We start from the raw sequence: 18790 nt of genomic DNA on the forward strand, positions 1-18790 counted from the left end.
TCTTATTTATATTGCTATCCCGATAGTTCTCGTCTATGGGTTTAACCGGGGCTGTCAAGATGTTGTCTGATTGGCAACCTATGGTAAGTAAATGATTTACCAAGCCGTAACGGAGATATCCGGCCCATGTTGAGTTCCATCCGTACAGGATTGTGGATATGCATGTCAGTTTGCTAGCCATTGCTCTCAATGCCTTGTTGGCGCCCTGGATCTGGCGCATGGCACCGCGTCATGCCGGCTGGTTGCTGGCGCTGGTGCCGGCGGCCTGTTTTGCCTGGTTCGTAGCGGCTATCCCTACCGTGGCTGCGGGCGAGGTGCTGACCGCCAGCATTGCCTGGGTGCCGGCCCTGGATGTGGCCTTGACCCTGCGTCTGGACGGTCTGTCGCTGCTGTTCGCTTTGCTGATCACCGGTATCGGTGCGCTGATCGTGCTCTATTCGGCGGGCTATCTGCACGACCATCATCATCTCGGGCGATTTTACGCCTACCTGCTGACCTTCATGATGGCCATGCTCGGTCTGGTGTTGGCCGATGACCTGATCGCCATGTTCGTGTTCTGGGAGCTGACCAGCGTGGCTTCCTATCTGTTGATCAGTTACCAGCACGAGAAGGGCGAGTCGCGCCGGGCTGCGTTGCAGGCACTATTGATCACTGGCGGCGGTGGCCTGGCACTGTTGGCTGGCTTGGTGTTGCTGGGGATTGCCGGTGAAGCCTGGCAGTTCTCGGCGCTGGAGAAGGCGGTCGTCCAAGCCCACACGCTGTTCCCGGCGATCATGCTGCTGGTGCTGGTGGGCTGCTTCACCAAGTCGGCGCAGTTCCCGTTCCACCTGTGGCTGCCCAATGCGATGAATGCGCCGACCCCGGTATCGGCCTACCTGCACTCGGCGACCATGGTCAAGGCCGGTATCTATCTGCTGGCGCGGTTGAATCCGGTACTCGGTGGCGGCACTGGCTGGAGCACTATCCTGATCGGGCTGGGCGCGCTGACTGCGGTGCTAGGTGCGGTGCTGGCGATCCGGCAATACGACCTCAAGCGCATGCTGGCCTATACCACGGTAACCGTGCTGGGTCAGTTGACCATGCTGATCGGCACCAACACCACTTATGGTTTGCAGGCTTTTGTGTTGTATCTGGTAGCACACTCGTTCTACAAAGGCGCGTTGTTCATGGCAGTCGGTGCGATTGACCATTCCACCGGTACACGAGACCTGCGCCATTTGGGTGGCTTGATCAAGCTGATGCCGGTAACCGGCTTTGCTGTTGGACTGGCGGCGTTCTCCAATGCTGGTCTGCCACCGTTCTTCGGTTTTATCGCTAAAGAGTTCAAGTACACCGGTCTGATGCAAATGGGCAGTATCGGCTGGACTGTGACTTTGGTGATGATTCTGACCAATGCCTTGTTGGTAGCGGCTGCGGCGCTGATCTTCTTCCGCACCTTTCTGGGCAAGCGTGGTGATTGGCCGGGGCATCCGCACGAGGTGTCACCGTTCATGTGGCTGGGGCCGCTGCTGCTGGCGATTGGTGGCTTTAGCCTGGGGGCCTGGAATCACTGGCCGGAAACCTGGCTGGTCAACACAGCGGTGCAGAGCGTGGCTACCGGCCCGGTCGAGGTCAGCCTGTATCTGTGGGGCGGCATAACCCCGGCGGTGTTCGCCAGTGTCCTGACGTTGGGGCTGGGGGCCTGGTTCTACTTCCATGCCGATCAGGTTCGCTATCTGGCAACTCAGCTTGGCAAAGCCTGGAACTACAGCGGCGACCTGCTCTGGGATCTGCTGCTCAACCGGGTATTTCAGGTGGCCGGTTGGGTGGCACGACAGTTCCAGCATGGTTCGTTGCGTCTGCATATGGCGCTGATGACGCTGATGATCAGCATCAGTGTTTTGGGTTGGGCGCTGGTGGTCGGCGTGCAGCCATTGCAGGCTGAAAACCTCTCGGCCATTACCGTGCCGGGCGTGATTGGTTGTCTGCTGGCTCTGGGTGGGGCCGCCGGTGCCGCTTTTATGCCTGGTCGCTTGGCGCTGGTGGCCTCGCTGGGGGCTAGTGGTCTGGGGCTGGCCTTGTTCTTTGTGTCTATCAATGCGCCGGACGTGGCTCTGACCCAATTGATGGTCGAAACCCTGACTGTGGTGTTCCTGGCCATGGTACTGCGGCGCTTGCCGATGGTTCCGGCCAGTGGCTCGCGCTATCGCCGAGTCAATATCTGGCATGGCGTAGTTGCCGTGGTGTTGGGGCTGACCGTGACGCTGATGATCATGACTGCGGTCAGTCAGCCGTTACCGGGAGATCTGGCCGAGTGGTTCCTGGCCAACAGCCTGCCGGGTGGCTTTGGCAGCAACGTGGTCAATGTGATTCTGGTTGACTTCCGCGCCGTGGATACCTTGGGTGAGATCGTTGTGGTGGCTATTGCCGCGCTCGGGGCTTCGACTCTGCTGGGTGCCGGGCAGGTGGCCGATCCCAAGCCCAAGGGCATGCCGGAATTCGGCTCGGTGCTGCTGCGTCAGGGCATGCGGCCGTTGGCGGCGATTTTGTTGATAGTGTCCTTGGTGATTCTCTGGCGCGGCCATAACTTGCCGGGCGGTGGCTTTATCGGCGGGCTGGTAGCGGCGACCGGCTTCACTCTGTTGGTGGTGACCTTTGGTCGCGGTATTCAGCGTGGGTTGGAGCGGGTAACCCCACCAACCCTGATTGGTTTGGGGTTGGCCTGTGCGGTTGGTGCCGGGTTCTTCGGGTTGGCCAGCGGCCAGCCTTATATGAGCGGGCACTGGATTGACGTGGCCGGGATCAAGTTGGGTACACCGCTGTTGTTCGACATTGGCGTGTTCCTCACCGTGTTCGGTTCGGTGATGCACATGCTGCGTAATCTGATCGGGAGGGCTGGCTGATGGAATGGATTGCCGCCATTACCGCCGGCATCATGGCCGCGCTGGGCGTGTGGATGATGCTGGACCGCCACTTGATGCGAGTGGTACTGGGTATTGCCGTGCTGGGCAATGCGATCAATCTTGGGGTGCTGACCGCTGGTCGTTTCGCTGGCGAGCGAGCAGCCTTCGTGTTTGGCAACGAGGCCGTAACCGATGCGGCCAACCCGCTACCCCAGGCACTGGTGTTGACCGCGATTGTCATTGGCTTTGCGCTGTTTGTATTCGCTCTTGCAGTACTCAAGCGGACCCATGAGCTGCATGGGGACAAGGATACCGACAAGGTCAGTGCGTCTACCGAGCAGCCGGCTCCAGACCATAACGAGGATCACCATGAGCCGGAGGGCCGGGCATGATGAATATCTTGTTGGTCCTGCCGGTGGTCATTCCGTTGACCACGTTGTTGCTGGGCCTGTTGGTCAAGCGCCACCACGCCTGGGTGTCGTTCATCAGCCTGGCCGGCAGCCTGGCACTGTTGGCGGCCGGGGTCTGGCTGGTGATGCTGGCTGCCCAGGGCGTGGTGCTTAGCGGTCAGATGGCCAACTGGGCGGCGCCCTATGGCATCAGTCTGGTGATTGACCGGCTGTCTGCGGTGATGGTGGCGATTACCGGGGTGATTGGTCTGGCAACCCTGGTATATGCCCATCGCCAGCCTATGCCGGCCGATTTTCTGCGCGATGTGCACCTGTTTGTTCAGGGCCTGCTGGCCGGTATCTGTGGAGCCTTCATCACCGCTGACGTGTTCAACCTGTATGTCTGGTTTGAGGTGCTGTTGATCGGCTCGTTTGCCCTGATTGCGCTGGGCGGTGGTGAGCGTCGGCTGGCTGGGGCCATGACTTATCTGGTGCTGAACATGCTGGCGACCCTGATGTTCCTGCTGGCGGCCGGTCTTGTCTATGGCTCCACGGGAACGCTAAACATGGGCGAACTGGCGCTGATCTTCCGCGCCGATCAGGCCACTTCCGGAGCCTGGCTGGGTGTCATGCTAATGCTGATGTCGTTCGCGGTGAAGGCGGCGCTGTTCCCGTTGTTTGGCTGGCTACCGGCCAGTTACCACGTGGCCTGGACCCCGGTGTCGGCGCTGTTCGCTGGGTTGCTGACCAAAGTTGGGGTGTATGCCCTGATCCGGATGGTGACCTTGCTCTGGCCTGAGCCGGGGATGGTGCATACGGTACTTCTGTGGGTGGCCTGCGCGACCATGATCATCGGGGTGCTGGGGGCGGCGGCGCAGACCGAGGTACGGCGGATTCTGTCGTTCCATATCGTCAGCCAGGTCGGCTACATGGTACTGGGGCTGGCGCTGGCGACGCCGCTGGCTCTGGCTGGCGCAGTGTTCTATCTGATTCATCATATTGTAGTGAAGGCCAACCTGTTCTTCGTCGGTGGCGTGGCCGCGCGGCTGACCGGTTCGGAGCGTTTGGCAGCGATGGGCGGGTTGTATGCCAGCAAGCCACTGCTGGCGGTGCTGTTTGCGATTCCGGCGCTGTCGCTGGCCGGGATTCCGCCGCTGTCCGGTTTCTGGGCCAAGTTCGTGCTGGTCAAGGCCAGTCTCGATGCGGGGGTTTGGATCGCGACGTTCTTCGCCCTGCTCACTGGGATCTTTACCCTGCTGTCGATGAGCAAAATTTGGAACGAAAGCTTCCTCAAAGCTCACCCGCAGCCCGAACAACTGGGTGTTGCCGGTGATGGGCCGAGGGGGGCCTGGCTGACCATGATCGTGCTGGCAGCGATTACTGTGCTGATCGGCTTTGGCGCTGGGCCGGTGATGGAGTATGCGGTGGCCTCGGCCGAGCAACTGGTCGAGGCGCCAGCCTATCTGCAACTGATCGAACGGGGAGGTGAGTGATGGTTTTTGTCCATCTGTTGCTGACCAGTTTGCTCAGCCTCTGGTATGACGGCGCAACGCTGGCCAGCTGGCTGCTGGCGTTCGTGCTGGTCTATGGGCTGTTGAAACTATTGGGCCTGCTGCTGCCGGTATGTCGAGTCTATGCCATGCGGGTCGAGGCCGGGGCGCGCTTCGTGCCCTGGTTTACCTGGAAAGTGTTCAGTGCCTCGCTGGATGTGGCGCTGATCGTGATCAACCCGCGCCGACAGGTCAATTCGGCGGTGGTTCAGGTCCATCTGGATACCCAGGACCGCCGGCTGGTCACGGTTATCGCCTGTTTGCTGACGCTGACACCGGGTACCCTGGCGCTATCCTACCGGCCCGGTGAACTGTTCGTGCACGTACTGGATACAGCCTCGGCCGACCCGGTACAGCAGGCGATTCATGAAATCGAGTTGCGCTTGATGGCTTGGGTCTATCCCATGGGAGACAAACTGGGAGGCAAACATGACGGTTGAACTGGCGGGTGCCTATTGGGTGCTGCCGTTGGCTGGTGCCATGTTGGTGAGCAGCGCGGTATTGATCATGTGGCGGTTGCTGGCAGGGCCGAGTCGTCCGGATCGGGCGGTGGCGGTGGATGCCATGACTCTGATCGGAGTGGCCGGGGTTGGAGTGGTCGCCCTGGTCCGTGAGCAGGCGGTATTGCTGGATGTGGCTATTGTGCTGGCGATCGTCAGTTTCCTGGGTAGCGTGGCTTTCGCACTGCTGTTCAAGGGTACCCACCACAGTGATGACCCGCATGATCAGCCGCCTGAGCGCGGGGAGGCGGGGCTATGACGTTCTGGTCGGTGGGAGCCTCGGTGCTGGTGTTGCTCGGGGCGTTGCTGAGTCTGCTTGGGGCTTTGGGGGTGTGGCGTCTGCCAGATGCTTATACCCGCATGCACTCGGCCAGCAAGGCCGGAGCCCTGGGCGCTATTCTGGTACTGCTCGGGGTGCTGTGTGCTACTGGGGGACAAAGCTGGTTTGCGGTGTTGCTGGCAATTGCCGTGCTGCTGATGACCGCGCCGCTAGCGGCTCATGCGATTTCCCGCGCTGCCCACCGGGCTGGTGTTAAACCTTTGGTCGGGCCCTTGGGGGATGCGCTGGAGCGGGCAGGTGGGGATCAGGATCACTGATTTGGTGTACCAGGGAAACACTGATTAAGTCTAGGTCGGGGCCTACCCGATTGGTGCTGATTCTGTTCCGATGTGCTGTGAACCCTGAAGCAAAGCAGTGCCGCCAAATACGCCAACGGCTGGTTAGGGCGAGCCGCAGCGATCAGTGTTCGCTGCCGTGTAGTTGCAGCACAACTGCACCGAGCTGTGGCGGACTCCGTATGGATTGCTTCAGGCCTTCGGCCGTTCGCAATGACGGTGGAGTGGATTTTGGCGTTCGTGTGTACAGGACTGCTGCGTATCTGCTCCACCGTCATTGCGAGCCGCGTAGCGGCGTGGCAATCCAGGTGCGTGGGTGTAATGACTCGGTGTACAACTGCAGATTGTCTGCCTGCTTGATCAATGCTGGCATGACCTTATTTGGCCGGTGTTTTCTCAGGCGGCTTCTCAATCATTCCTATCAAATCGATAGTCTGTTTTCATGACAGCGCCTGGCTCTGTGTGGATAATGGTGGGCTTTCCCGGCCATGACAGGGCCGGAATGTCGCTGTCGCCATAGTGAAATCGAAGAAGCCCCACCGGCCATTATATAGAGAGAGTTCTGCATGACCTTGGCGCTAATCGTCTTGCTTCCCTTGTTGGGAACCCTGTTGCCGTTGCTGACCGACCGCTATGGGCGCTCACTGTGCGCTCTGGCAACCATGGTCGCGCCGGTGCTTGGTCTGATCCTGATGTGGCGTCATGTGCCGGCGGTATTCGCCGGTGAGGCGGTAGTTCAGACACTGCCGTGGATCGAACGGCTTGGGCTGAACCTGAGCTTTCGGCTTGATGGCCTGGGCTTTCTGTTTGCCCTGCTGATCCAGGGGATCGGCATTCTGGTCATTCTGTATGCCCGCTATTACCTGTCGAAGAAGGACCCCATGGGGCGCTTCTTCTCCTATCTGCTGCTGTTCATGGCCGCCATGCTTGGCGTCGTGCTGAGCGAAAACCTGCTGCTGATGATGTTCTTCTGGGAGCTGACCAGTCTGTCGTCGTTCCTGCTGATTGGTTACTGGTCACACTCCAGCGACGCCCGCAAGGGCGCGCGTATGGCGCTGGCGGTGACTGGTGGGGGTGGCCTGGCGTTGTTGGCCGGGGTTTTGCTGCTGGGGCATATCGTTGGTAGTTATGAGTTGAGTGCGGTGCTGGCGGCGGGTGAGCAGATCCGTGCCCATGCGCTATATCCGGTGGTGCTGGTGCTGGTGCTGCTTGGGGTGTTCACCAAGTCGGCGCAGTTCCCGTTCCACTTCTGGCTGCCGCATGCGATGGCGGCGCCGACCCCAGTGTCGGCCTATCTGCACTCGGCCACCATGGTCAAGGCCGGGGTTTTCCTGCTGGCACGGCTGTATCCGGCGCTGGCCGAAACTGATCTGTGGTTCTGGCTGGTCAGTCTGACGGGTATGGCCACTCTGTTGTTGGGCGCGGTAACCGCGCTGTTCAAGCATGACCTTAAAGGCCTGCTGGCTTACTCGACCATCAGCCATCTGGGGCTGATTACCCTGCTGTTTGGTCTGGATACCCAGTTGGCGGCAGTGGCAGCGGTATTCCATATCATCAACCACGCGACCTTCAAGGCGTCGTTGTTCATGGCCGCAGGGATCATCGACCATGAAACCGGTACCCGTGACATGCGCCGGATCAACGGCTTGTGGTCCTATATGCCGCACACGGCGACCCTGGCGATGGTCGCTGCGGCGTCGATGGCCGGTGTGCCCTTGCTTAACGGCTTCCTGTCCAAGGAAATGTTCTTTACCGAAACCCTGCAGCAGCACCAGTTCGGCAACTTCAGTTGGGTGATTCCGCTGGTGGCGACCCTGGCCGGGGTGTTCTCGGTGGCCTATTCACTGCGTTTTATCCACGACGTGTTCTTCAACGGCAAGCCGGTCAACTTGCCCAAGTATCCGCCACATGAACCGCCGCGCTACATGAAGGTGCCGGTGGAAATCCTGGTGGCCTTGTGTCTGCTGGTCGGGTTGTTGCCGGCCTTTACCGTAGCCAGCCTGCTCGAGGTGGCGGCCAGCGCCACAGTGGGGGGCGACCTGCCCGAGTACAGTCTGGCGATCTGGCATGGCTTCAACCTGCCGCTGATTATGAGCTTTGTGGCCCTGCTGGTAGGGGTGCTGGTTTACGCCAAGCGCAAACCGCTGTTTGACTGGTACGCTGACTCGCGCTTTGAAAGCCTGGATGCCAAGCTGGTGTTCGAGCGCCTGGTCCAGAGTGCGGTTCGGCGCTGCGGTCAGTTTACGCTGCGTCTGGAGAATGCATCGTTGCAGCGCTATCTGGCCTGTATGCTGATTGCCGCGCTGGTGGTCAGTGGCTACTGGCTGGTGCAACTGCCGGCCCTGCGCGGGGCGCTGGCCCTGGCTCCGATAGACGGTGTAACCCTGGTCGGCACTTTGATTCTGATGATCTCGGCCCTGGCCACGGTGTACTGGCATCGTCAGCGCCTGGTCGCGCTGGTGATGCTCAGCGTGGTGGGCCTGATGGTGGCGTTGGCCTTTGCCCGTTTCTCTGCACCAGATCTGGCGCTGACCCAGTTGTCGGTCGAGGTGGTGACCATCGTCCTGCTGATGCTGGCGCTGTTCTTCCTGCCGCGCCTGACCCCGGCCGAGTCGAGCAAGCTGCGGCGGGGCCGCGATATCGCTCTGGCGTTGCTGGCCGGCTCGCTGGTGACGATTCTGGCGTTGGCAGTAATGACCCGTCCGTATGACAGCATCGCTGGTTATTTCCTGGCCAACAGTGTCTCGGGCGGTGGCGGCACCAACGTGGTCAACGTGATTTTGGTCGACTTCCGCGGTTTCGATACCCTGGGTGAAGTCACTGTGCTAGCGATTGCCGGGGTGGCGATCTATGCCCTGATTGATGGTCTGCGCCTGCGTATTCCACAAACCGATGCACTGGGGCGGGTCTGGGCTCGCGATGCCCACCCACTGATGCTGGTCAACTTGTCGCGGGTGATCCTGCCGCTGGCGCTGATGGTCTCGGCGTACATCTTCCTGCGTGGTCACAACCTGCCAGGTGGCGGTTTCATTGCCGGTCTGATCACGGCTGTGGCGCTGATCCTGCAATACGTGGGCAGCGGTGAGCAGTGGACCAGTGAGCGCTGGGGTGTGAACTATCACCATATGGCGGGCTGGGGGGTAATCATCGCCGGGGCTACCGGTCTGGTCAGTTGGTTGTTCGGTTATCCGTTCCTGACCAGCGCCTTCGATCACTTCCATATTCCGCTGGTGGGTGAGGTCGAGCTGGCCAGTGCGCTGGTCTTCGATCTGGGGGTTTATCTGACCGTGGTGGGCGCCACCTTGCTGATTCTGGCCAACCTGGGCAAGTTGTCCACGGGCCGGGCCGTGACTGGGGAGAATCTCTGATGGAGCTGCTGTTTGCCCTGACCCTGGGGCTGTTGACCGCCTGCGGCGTATATCTGCTGTTGCGGGCCCGGACCTTTCCGGTTGTGGTGGGCCTTACCCTGATCGGCTACGCCGTCAACCTGTTCCTGTTCGCCATGGGCCGCTTGAACACCGGGATGCCGGCGGTGATCGGCCGGGCCGAGAATTATGCCGACCCTTTGCCCCAGGCACTGGTGCTGACTGCGATCGTGATCGGTTTCGCCATGACTGCCTTTGCTCTGGTGCTGGCGCTACGGGCCCAGGGCGAACTGGACAGTGATCACGTTGATGGGAAGGGGGATCGTTGATGAGTCACTTGCCGATCCTGCCGGTGTTGTTGCCCATGTTCGTGGGCGCGTTGTTGCTGTTGATCGCCCGCAGCAAGATGGTGGTCAAGCGCAGTCTGTCGCTGCTGGCGACCCTGCTGCAGATTCCCCTGGCTTGGGCGCTGATGGGCCAGGCTGGTGAAGGCATCAGTGTTTATGCCTTGGGTAACTGGATGCCGCCGTTTGGCATAGTGCTGGTACTTGATCATCTCTCGGCCCTGCTGCTGATGGTCACGGCGGTGCTGGCCAGTTGCGCGGTATTGTATGCGCTGCGCGGAGATGATGGTCTGGGCCGCAACTTTCATGCGCTGTTCCAGTTCCAGTTGATGGGGATCAATGGTGCGTTTCTGACCGGTGACCTGTTCAACCTGTTCGTGTTCTTCGAGATTCTGCTGATTGCTTCCTATGCCCTGCTGCTGCATGGTGCGGGTTCGGCGCGGGTGCGGGCTGGCCTGCATTATGTGTTGCTCAACCTGTTCGGATCGGCGCTGTTTTTGATTGCGGTGGGCACCTTGTATGGCCTGCTCGGAACCCTGAACATGGCCGACATGGCGGTGCGGGTAGCGGCGCTTGAGCCGGTGGATGCGCCGCTGGTAGGGGCGGCCGGGTTGTTGCTGCTGGTGGTGTTTGGCCTCAAGGCAGCGGTGTTCCCGCTGTATTTTTGGTTACCTCGAGCCTACGCTGCTGCGAGTGCGCCGGTTGCCGCGCTGTTTGCGATCATGACCAAAGTGGGCATCTACTCGATCATCCGGGTTTATAGCTTGATCTTTGGTGAGGCGGCCGGGCCGTTGGCCAATCTGGCCGAAACCTGGTTATGGCCGCTGGCGTTGCTGACTCTGGCTCTGGGGGCGATTGGAGCGCTGGCAGCCAGTACCCTCAATGGTCTGATCGCCTATCTGGTGGTGGTGTCGGTCGGCACGCTGCTGGCCGGTGTGGCGTTGGGCTCTGAAGATGCGCTGGTCGCCACCCTGTATTACCTGATTCACTCGACCTGGATCAGTGGCGCGCTGTTCCTGTTTGCCGGCCTGCTCAGTCGCGCGCGTGGTCCGCGTCATGCCGGACGGCTGGTGCCGGGGCCTACAGTGCCGCATGCGTTGTTGCTCAGCGGACTGTTCTTTATCGCGGCGATTTCTGTAGTTGGTATGCCGCCGCTGTCCGGGTTCGTCGGCAAGCTGCTGTTGCTGCAGGCGGCGGGAGTCGGGTTGGCCGCGTTCTGGCTGTATCTGGTGGTATTGATGGGTGGCTTGCTGGCCCTGATCGGTCTGAGCCGAGCCGGGAGTACCCTGTTCTGGCGTCAGGAGCCGGAACCGGCGACCGGCGAGCCGCTGGATGCCTGGCGCATGCTGGCAGTGCTGCTGTTGCTGGTCAGCAGTCCACTGTTGGTGATCATGGCCGGGCCGCTGCTGGACTATCTGCAGGCCACCGCAGCGCAGGTGTTGGCTCCGACACACTATATCGAGGCGGTGATGAGCATGGGAGGTGAGGCATGATGAGTGCCAAGCGCTGGCTGCCACACCCGTGGCTGAGTCTGTTCCTGGTCATCGTCTGGCAACTGATCATGAATGATCTGTCGGCCGGTACCCTGATCATGGGCTTTATTCTGGCCTGGGGCATTCCGATGCTGACGGACGTGTTCTGGCCGCATCCGCCTACCCTGCATCGCCCCGGCGTGCTGCTGCGTTTTACCCTGCGGGTATTGTGGGACATCGTGGTGGCCAATCTTGATGTCGCCCGACTGATCCTGGGGCCGAGCAAAAATCTTCGCCCGGCCTTTGTCGAGTACCCGCTGGAGCTGACCCACGACTTTGCCATCAGCCTGCTGGCCAGCACTATTTCTCTAACGCCGGGTACGGTGTCGGCCGATATCAGTGCGGACAAGCGCAGGCTGCTGATCCATGGTCTGGACGTGGCCGATGAGCAGGAGCTGATCGCCACCATCAAACAGCGTTACGAACAGCCGCTCAAGGAGGTCTTCGAATGCTCCAATTCGTGATCCTGCTGTGCCTGGGCATCATGTCGGTAGCTGTCCTGCTCAATCTGCTGCGCCTGCTCAAAGGGCCAGACCTGCCGGACCGGATCCTGGCGCTGGATACCCTGTATATCAACGCCATCGCCCTGATCATGCTGCTGGGGCTGTATCTGGCGTCCGATCTGTTCTTCGAGGCTGCGCTGCTAATTGCGGTGATGGGCTTTGTCGGTACCGTGGCAATCGCCAAGCACCTGTTGCGCGGCGACATCATCGAGTAAGGGGACGAAAATGCTCGAAGCGACCTGGATTGAATGGCTGGTAGCGGCGCTGATTCTGCTTGGCAGCCTGTTTGCCCTGATCGGCTCGATTGGTCTGTGGAAACTGCCGGATTTTTTCATGCGTCTGCACGGACCGACCAAAGCCACCACCTTGGGGGTGGGGGCGCTGGTAATCGGTTCACTGCTGTATTTCAGTACCCGTGGCGAGGGCCTTAGCCTGCACGAGCTGCTGATCACTATCTTCCTGTTCATGACTGCGCCGGTCAGTGCCCATATGCTGGCCAAAGCGGCGATGCATGAAAAGCTCAAGCGCGTTGAACGGACTCGGGGCGAGCCTTGGGATCAGTGATGGCTAAAGCGATTGCAGACGCCCCTCTCCGCTAGCGGGAGAGGGGCTGGGGAAGGGGGGGAAACCTCAGTCGGCCATGGCTACCCGGGTGGGGTAGGGCAGCATGACGATTTCCACCCGACGGTTCAGAGCGCGACCGGTAGCGGTGCTGTTGTCGGCGCGGGGCTGATCTTCACCCATGCTGCGCAATTGCATGCGCTGGCTACTGACACCACCTAGCATCAGGACGCTGGCTACGGCCTGGGCGCGTTCCAGGCTCAAGCGCTGGTTCAGTTCCCCGTCACCTACGCTATCGGCATGTCCGACGACATGGAACTGAGTTTCGTCATCGTGTCTAAGTGCCTGAGCCACTTTGCTCAAGGGAACCAGACCTGAAGGCAGAAGTAGAGTGCGCTTGGGGTGGAAGTTGCCGTCAACCGGAATGATAAGGCGGATCTGCTCACCTTCGTGCTCGACTTCGTAACCTTCGCGCTGGGCAAGTTCGGTCAGGCTGGCAACCCGCGATTCGGCCCAGGAAGGCTGAACTGCGGCGCTTTGCTGTACCGGTTGTTTGGCAGAGCAGGCGGTCAGGGCCACGAACAAGGAAGACAGCAGGAGGATTTTTGTGCTTTTCATGGAAGTTCCGATGTTGGTAGAAGGCCGTTCAATGGTGGTGGCTGCTTTATCCACGCAAGGTTACCATCAGAGCCGGCTTTTGTGATCTGCTCAAACATGCAATCTGTCGGTTGAGTCCCGTCAACGCCAAGGAGTTCACAGTATGAGTTCTTGCCTGTCATGGATGCGCGGCGCGCTGGTTGCAGCGGCTGGTTTGGTGCTGAGTGGTTGTGCGCTGTTCGCCACCAGTCCTGAGCAGGGGCCCGAACAGCGTGTCATGGGGCTGCTGGAGCACAGCGGTGGGAATTCCTGGCAGCTGCAGCCCTGCTCGGGCCGAGAGGCTCTGGTAGTAGAGGACGGGGCCGGGCTGGAGGAGTTGTTTGCAGAGCTGGCGCAGCCTGGGCAGAGTGCGATCTTTGTCGATGTCAGTGGTCGGCTGGTGGGGCAGGGCGTGTTGCAGGTCAGTCAGGTGTGGCGCATGCAATCGGTCGGGCGTGGCTGTGCCGATCAGGTTGGGGCCATTGCCCGCTGGGTGGCGCTGGGAGATGACCCGCTTTGGCAGGCTGAGTTGGGTGAACAGGGCATGCGCCTGAACACGCGCGAGTGGGTGCCGGTGATCGATGAGCAGTTGCCCGGTGTTGCCTTGAACTTCCGTACACTGCGTGGTGAGGCGGCGGAGCTGTGGATTTATCCTCAGGGCTGCCGGGCGATTCCAGGTAGTTTCTTCCATCAGCGTGCAGTACTGGAGCATGATGGCCTGCGTCAGGAAGGCTGCGCCTACCGCGGTTGGTAGCAACCTGGGCAGGCGCAACAGGAGGGGGGGTTACCCCCCGAGATAGGCGTCGCGCACCTGTGGATTGGCCAGCAGTGCAGCGCCGCTGTCCTGCATGACAATATGCCCGTGCTCCATCACATAACCACGATCGGCGAGCTTGAGTGCCTGGTTGGCGTTCTGCTCGACCAGAAAGATAGTTACTCCCTGCCTGCGCAGCTCCTCAATGATCTCGAAAATCTGCTGGATGATGATCGGTGCCAGCCCCAGTGATGGCTCGTCGAGCAGCAGCAGGCGTGGCTTGCTCATCAGGGCACGGCCGATGGCCAGCATCTGTTGTTCACCGCCGGACATGGTGCCAGCGCGCTGCTGATAGCGCTCCTTCAGGCGTGGGAACAGTACCAGTGTGGCGTCCAGTTGCTGCTGGAAGGCTTCCTTGCTGGTGAAGAAACCGCCCATCGCCAGGTTTTCCTCGACGGTCAAGCGCGAGAACACGCGCCGGCCCTCCGGCACGATGGCAATATCCTTGCGCATGATTTCGGCTGTACTCAGTCCGGTCAGATCTTCGCCTTCGTAACGAATGCTGCCGCTACTGGGGCGCGGGTCGCCGCACAGGGTCATCAGTAATGTGGTCTTGCCGGCACCATTGGCACCGATCAGGGTAACGATCTCGCCACGCTGGACTTCCAGGCTAACGTCGTGCAGTGCCTGGATCTTGCCGTAGTGGGTCGAGACATTTTTCATGTACAGCATCAGCTCTTGCCCTCAGGTTTCGCCCAGGTAGGCCTTGATCACGTCAGGGTTGCTGCGCACCTGGTCCGGTGTGCCGTTTGCCAGTGGGCAACCCTGGTTGATCACCACGATATGGTCGGAAATGCTCATGACCAGTTTCATGTCATGTTCGATCAGCAGCACGGTGATGCCGTGGGCATCGCGCAGTTCGCTGATCAGCGCCTTGAGATCATCGGTTTCCCTGGGGTTGAGGCCGGCGGCCGGTTCGTCAAGCATCAGCAGTGATGGCTGAGTCACCATACAGCGGGCGATTTCCAGGCGTCGTTGCTGACCATAGGCCAGGCTGTTGGCCGGGCGGTTGGCAAACTCCAGCAAGTCGACCCGCTCCAGCCAGTAGGCGGCCCGCTCCAGCGCCTGCTTCTCGCTGCGGCGGTAGTTCGGGGTTTTGAACAGGCCCGCCAGCAGGCTGGTATTCAGGTGTTGGTGCTGAGCCACCAGCAGGTTTTCCAGCAGAGTCATTTCCTTGAACAGGCGCACATGCTGGAAGGTACGGATCATGCCCTTGCGGGCAACCTTGAAACCGGGCAGGCCCTGAATTTCCTCACCACGAAAGATGATCTTGCCGTCGGTGGGTTTGTAAAAACCGGTCAGACAGTTGAACACCGTGGTCTTGCCGGCCCCGTTGGGGCCGATCATCGATACGATCTGTTTTTCCTGTACGGTCAGGGCAACGCCGTTGACCGCCAGCAGCCCGCCAAAACGCATGGTCAGGCCAGAGACTTCAAGCATGGGCATGGTCATTGGGTGCGTAGCTCCATATGCGGGCGTTTCATTGGCAGCAGCCCCTGCGGGCGCCAGATCATCATCAGCACCATCATCAGACCGAATAGCAGCATGCGGTATTCATTGAATTCGCGTGCCATCTCGGGAAGGATGGTCATGATGATTGCTGCCAGAATTACTCCAACCTGCGAGCCCATTCCACCGAGCACTACAATGGCGAGGATGATTGCCGACTCGATGAAAGTGAACGACTCCGGGCTGATAAAGCCCTGGCGGGCGGCGAAGAAGCAGCCGGCGAACCCTGCAAAGGTAGAGCCGATGGTGAAGGCGCTGAGCTTGACCGCTGTGGGGTTGATGCCCAGCGAACGGCAGGCGATCTCGTCTTCACGCAGTGCTTCCCAGGCGCGGCCTATGGGCATGCGCAACAGGCGGTTGATCACATACAGGGTGATCAACACCAGCATCAACGCCAGCAGGTAAAGGAAGATCACCCGGTGGTTGGAGTTGAAGGCAATGCCGAAGAACTCGTGAAAGGTCTGCATGCCTTCGCTGGCGCGGCGGTTGAACTCCAGACCGAACAGCGTTGGTTTGGGGATGCCGCCGATCCCGTTGGGACCATTGGTCAGCCAGGTCATGTTGTTGAGCAGAATGCGGATAATCTCGCCAAAGCCCAGGGTCACGATCGCAAGGTAGTCACCTCGCAGGCGTAGCACCGGGAAGCCGAGAATGAAACCGAAGAAGGCGCCGAGCAGCCCGGCGACCAGCAGCCCGGTCCAGAAGCCCATGCCGAAATACATCGCCAGCAAGGCATAGCTGTAGGCTCCGACCGCATAGAAGCCGACATAGCCCAGATCCAGCAGGCCGGCCAGGCCAACCACAATGTTCAGCCCCAGGCCGAGCATTACGTAGATCAACACCAGGGTAGCCAGATCGATGTTGCCGCGGTTGCTGAAGAACGGAAAGACCAGTGCGGCTGCGATCAGAAAACACCAGAACAGGCGCTGGATAACAGGCTTGTCCGTGGCCTCAACCAGCCTGGTCGGGGGCTTGGGCAGGCCGGGTACGGCTTGCCAGGCTTTGCCCAAGTGGTCGCGGAACAGATTGAACAGGAAGATGAACAAGGCTGCGCCGGCAATTTTCCACAGGACATCGGTACCTGCGCCGCTGATGGTCAGACCGGTGCCGGACGGGGTCAGGCGCACGCCCATCAGCATGGCGGTGAGAACCACCACCACCGCAGCGGAAATAAGCGCGGGTTTCAGGTTGTTACGGATCATACCTTCTCAACCTCCGGGCGACCGAGAATGCCGCTGGGGCGGAACAGCAGGATCAGGATCAGCAGGCTGAAGGCCACAACGTCCTTGTATTCGGTGCTGAAGTAACCGGCGGTCATCGCCTCGGTAACACCCAGCAGCAGACCGCCAAGTACAGCTCCGGGAATGCTGCCGATGCCACCCAGTACTGCGGCGGTAAAGGCCTTGAGGCCAGCCATAAAGCCGATGTAGGGGTTGATCACTCCGTAGTACATGCTCAGCAGTACACCGGCAACCGCAGCCAGGGCCGCACCAATGACGAAGGTCAGGGCGATGATGCCGTTGGTGTTGATGCCAAGCAGATTGGTCATTTTCAGGTCTTCGGCACAGGCGCGGCAGGCCCGGCCCATGCGCGAACGGGAGATGAACAGGGTCAGCAGGGTCATGGTCAGCAGGGTGACCACGAAGATGATCATCTGCATATAGGACAAGGTGGCGTGGAACCCCTCATCCGGGCCGATGCTGATACCACCGGTCACCAGGCTGGGCATGGCGATATCGCGCGAGCCCTGAGCCAGCCGCACCAGGTTTTGCAGGAAGATCGACATGCCGATGGCTGATATGAGTGGAATCAGCCGGTTGCCGCCGCGTAATGGTCGATAGGCAACCCGTTCGATACTGTAGCCATAGGCGCTAGTGACGATCATGCTGATGATGAAGGCGCCGAGAATCATTAGCGGGAGAAACTCGACTCCCATCAAGGCCAGGGCTGCCAATGCCATGAAGGCGATATAGCTGCCGATCATGTAAACCTCGCCGTGGGCGAAGTTGATCATGCCGATAATGCCGTAAACCATGGTATAGCCGATGGCGATCAGGGCGTAGGTACTGCCAACTGTCAGTCCATTGAGCAGTTGCTGGATAAAATAATAAAGGGACTCTGGCATAGCCAAGCTACCTGTTGTGACAGGAACGTCGTTCGGAGGGAACTCACAAAAATCGGGCCCGCTGGGGTGACCAGCGGGCCCGATGACGTTGACGGTTTACTCAGTCAGTGCGGTCTTGGTGGCATCTGCGTGCCATTTGTAGACCACGAAATTGAAGTCTTTCAGGTCACCCTTTTCATCGAAGGCAAGGGTGCCGGTCGGGGTGTCGAAGCTGTTGGCGCGCAAGGCAGCGGCAACTGCCTCGGTGTCTGTGCTGCCGGCCAGCTTGATGCCATCGGCGATCACCTGAACAGCGGCATAGGCCGGAAATACGAACGGCCCTGAGGGGTCTTCGTTTTTGGCCTTGAAGGCTTCGACCAGATGAGCATTTTTCGGGTCTTCGTCAAAGGCCTTGGGCAGAGTGACCAGCAGACCTTCGGAAGCCTGGCCTGCAATCGCGGAAATGTCGCTGTTACCCACGCCTTCCGGACCCATGAAGCCAACGTTCAAGCCCTGTTCGGCCGACTGGCGCAGCAGCAGCCCCAGTTCCGGGTGGTAGCCACCGTAGTAGACGAAATCAACACCAGCCTGGCGCAGCTTGGCAATCAGGGCAGAGAAGTCCTTGTCGCCGGCGGTCACGCCTTCGAAGACTGGCACTTCAATGCTGTTTTCGCGCAGCACATCACGCACGGCGGTAGCGATACCTTCACCGTATTGCTGCTTGTCGTGGATCACTGCGACCTTGCTTGGCTTAATATGTTCAACGATGTACTGACCTGCAGTCGGGCCTTGCAGGCTGTCCAGGCCGATGGTGCGGAATACCAGCTCATAGCCGCGTGCGGTGATATCCGGGCTGGTTGAGGCGGCGGTGATCATCAGCACGCCTTCTTCTTCATATACATCGGAAGCTGGTTGAGTTGAGCTGGAGCAGAGATGGCCTACCACGAATTGAATGCCATCGTTGACAATCCGGTTGGCGACTGCAACCGCCTGCTTGGGATCGCAAGCATCGTCGAATACCACACCCTCAAGCTGGCTACCATTGACGCCGCCAGCGGCGTTGATCTGCTCAATGGCCATCTTGGCGCCGATGAACTGCATGTCACCGTACTGCGCTACTGGACCGGTAACCGGACCGGCCAAGGCGATCTTGATGGTGTCGGCCAGGGCAAAGCTACTGATGCTGGCCAGAGCGGTGGCGGCGATGAATTGGGATAGTGCTTTGCGATGCATTTTCTTCATGTTATCTGCTCACTTGTTGTTGTCCGACAAATGAAAGTGCCGAGGGTTGGCGGCTCGGGACCTTCTCCGGGAACTGTACCGGAGCAGTTTAGCAATGGGATATAAGACAGGGAATCGAGCTGTTTCAATTTGCTGACAGATGTCCTTAAAGTGCAACAAAATTACCTATTAGTGACAAATGACCGATTGGTCAGGCTTTTTCCGGGTGCTACCCTACGCGTTTTCAGAGCCCTTCAGCCCCCGG

General features: G+C 59.9%; 19 protein-coding genes. 13 read left to right on the forward strand and 6 right to left on the reverse strand.

Annotated elements, in window-relative coordinates; translation table 11 throughout:
• The first annotated feature begins 158 nt into the window (after positions 1–158).
• The 12 genes from mbhE (at position 159) to C2846_RS01650 (ending at position 12244) form a co-directional block, all read left to right on the forward strand.
• Positions 159–2882, forward strand: a complete 2724-nt coding sequence (gene mbhE, locus C2846_RS01595; protein WP_080049825.1) for a hydrogen gas-evolving membrane-bound hydrogenase subunit E — start codon at positions 159–161, stop codon at positions 2880–2882.
• Positions 2882–3274, forward strand: coding sequence for a sodium:proton antiporter (locus C2846_RS01600; RefSeq protein WP_119700519.1), 393 nt, complete (start codon positions 2882–2884; stop codon positions 3272–3274). Before mbhE ends, C2846_RS01600 begins: the two co-directional genes overlap by 1 nt.
• Positions 3271–4764: a proton-conducting transporter transmembrane domain-containing protein gene (locus C2846_RS01605; protein WP_177344523.1), complete on the forward strand. Its 1494-nt coding sequence runs from the start codon at positions 3271–3273 to the stop codon at positions 4762–4764. The genes C2846_RS01600 and C2846_RS01605 overlap by 4 nt, the downstream gene beginning before the upstream one ends.
• Positions 4764–5261 (forward strand): Na+/H+ antiporter subunit E, encoded by a 498-nt coding sequence (locus C2846_RS01610; RefSeq protein WP_080049829.1) that lies wholly within the window; start codon positions 4764–4766, stop codon positions 5259–5261. The genes C2846_RS01605 and C2846_RS01610 overlap by 1 nt, the downstream gene beginning before the upstream one ends.
• Positions 5251–5580, forward strand: a complete 330-nt coding sequence (locus tag C2846_RS01615) for an MrpF/PhaF family protein (protein ID WP_080049831.1) — start codon at positions 5251–5253, stop codon at positions 5578–5580. Before C2846_RS01610 ends, C2846_RS01615 begins: the two co-directional genes overlap by 11 nt.
• Positions 5577–5918 (forward strand): monovalent cation/H(+) antiporter subunit G, encoded by a 342-nt coding sequence (gene mnhG, locus C2846_RS01620; protein ID WP_080049832.1) that lies wholly within the window; start codon positions 5577–5579, stop codon positions 5916–5918. The genes C2846_RS01615 and mnhG overlap by 4 nt, the downstream gene beginning before the upstream one ends.
• A gap of 584 nt (positions 5919–6502) precedes the next feature.
• On the forward strand, positions 6503–9304 hold the full coding sequence (locus C2846_RS01625; RefSeq protein ID WP_080049835.1) for a monovalent cation/H+ antiporter subunit A: 2802 nt from the start codon (positions 6503–6505) through the stop codon (positions 9302–9304).
• Positions 9304–9630, forward strand: coding sequence for a Na+/H+ antiporter subunit C (locus C2846_RS01630; RefSeq protein ID WP_080049836.1), 327 nt, complete (start codon positions 9304–9306; stop codon positions 9628–9630). The genes C2846_RS01625 and C2846_RS01630 overlap by 1 nt, the downstream gene beginning before the upstream one ends.
• The gene (locus C2846_RS01635; protein WP_080049837.1) at positions 9630–11138 is read left to right on the forward strand and encodes a monovalent cation/H+ antiporter subunit D; all 1509 of its coding nucleotides are present in this window, start codon (positions 9630–9632) and stop codon (positions 11136–11138) included. Before C2846_RS01630 ends, C2846_RS01635 begins: the two co-directional genes overlap by 1 nt.
• A complete protein-coding gene (locus tag C2846_RS01640) occupies positions 11138–11641 on the forward strand; it encodes a Na+/H+ antiporter subunit E (protein ID WP_205890075.1) in 504 nt (167 codons plus the stop codon). The genes C2846_RS01635 and C2846_RS01640 overlap by 1 nt, the downstream gene beginning before the upstream one ends.
• Positions 11626–11895 (forward strand): K+/H+ antiporter subunit F, encoded by a 270-nt coding sequence (locus tag C2846_RS01645; protein WP_080049840.1) that lies wholly within the window; start codon positions 11626–11628, stop codon positions 11893–11895. The genes C2846_RS01640 and C2846_RS01645 overlap by 16 nt, the downstream gene beginning before the upstream one ends.
• Before the next feature lie 10 nt (positions 11896–11905).
• Positions 11906–12244: a Na+/H+ antiporter subunit G gene (locus C2846_RS01650; protein WP_080049841.1), complete on the forward strand. Its 339-nt coding sequence runs from the start codon at positions 11906–11908 to the stop codon at positions 12242–12244.
• Between the two features lie 66 nt (positions 12245–12310).
• Here C2846_RS01650 and C2846_RS01655 read toward each other — a convergent pair whose 3' ends face one another.
• The gene (locus C2846_RS01655; protein WP_080049842.1) at positions 12311–12859 is read right to left on the reverse strand and encodes an OmpA family protein; all 549 of its coding nucleotides are present in this window, start codon (positions 12857–12859) and stop codon (positions 12311–12313) included.
• Positions 12860–13001: 142 nt separating this feature from the next.
• Here C2846_RS01655 and C2846_RS01660 point away from each other — a divergent pair, with 142 nt between their 5' ends.
• Positions 13002–13631, forward strand: a complete 630-nt coding sequence (locus tag C2846_RS01660; RefSeq protein WP_131038196.1) for a hypothetical protein — start codon at positions 13002–13004, stop codon at positions 13629–13631.
• Positions 13632–13661: 30 nt separating this feature from the next.
• Here C2846_RS01660 and C2846_RS01665 read toward each other — a convergent pair whose 3' ends face one another.
• From C2846_RS01665 to C2846_RS01685, 5 genes are all read right to left on the reverse strand, one after another.
• Complete coding sequence (locus C2846_RS01665; protein ID WP_080049844.1) at positions 13662–14363, reverse strand: ABC transporter ATP-binding protein; 702 nt, start codon at positions 14361–14363, stop codon at positions 13662–13664.
• Between the two features lie 12 nt (positions 14364–14375).
• Positions 14376–15143: a high-affinity branched-chain amino acid ABC transporter ATP-binding protein LivG gene (livG, locus tag C2846_RS01670; protein ID WP_080049845.1), complete on the reverse strand. Its 768-nt coding sequence runs from the start codon at positions 15141–15143 to the stop codon at positions 14376–14378.
• Positions 15140–16399, reverse strand: a complete 1260-nt coding sequence (locus tag C2846_RS01675; protein ID WP_119700552.1) for a high-affinity branched-chain amino acid ABC transporter permease LivM — start codon at positions 16397–16399, stop codon at positions 15140–15142. The genes livG and C2846_RS01675 overlap by 4 nt, the downstream gene beginning before the upstream one ends.
• The gene (gene livH / locus C2846_RS01680) at positions 16399–17325 is read right to left on the reverse strand and encodes a high-affinity branched-chain amino acid ABC transporter permease LivH (RefSeq protein WP_095625230.1); all 927 of its coding nucleotides are present in this window, start codon (positions 17323–17325) and stop codon (positions 16399–16401) included. Before livH ends, C2846_RS01675 begins: the two co-directional genes overlap by 1 nt.
• A 96-nt stretch (positions 17326–17421) precedes the next feature.
• Positions 17422–18546, reverse strand: a complete 1125-nt coding sequence (locus C2846_RS01685) for a branched-chain amino acid ABC transporter substrate-binding protein (RefSeq protein WP_119700520.1) — start codon at positions 18544–18546, stop codon at positions 17422–17424.
• Positions 18547–18790: the final 244 nt, after the last annotated feature.

Origin of the sequence: Pseudomonas jilinensis, assembly GCF_003586265.1 — a bacterium.
Taxonomy (GTDB): domain Bacteria; phylum Pseudomonadota; class Gammaproteobacteria; order Pseudomonadales; family Pseudomonadaceae; genus Halopseudomonas; species Halopseudomonas phragmitis.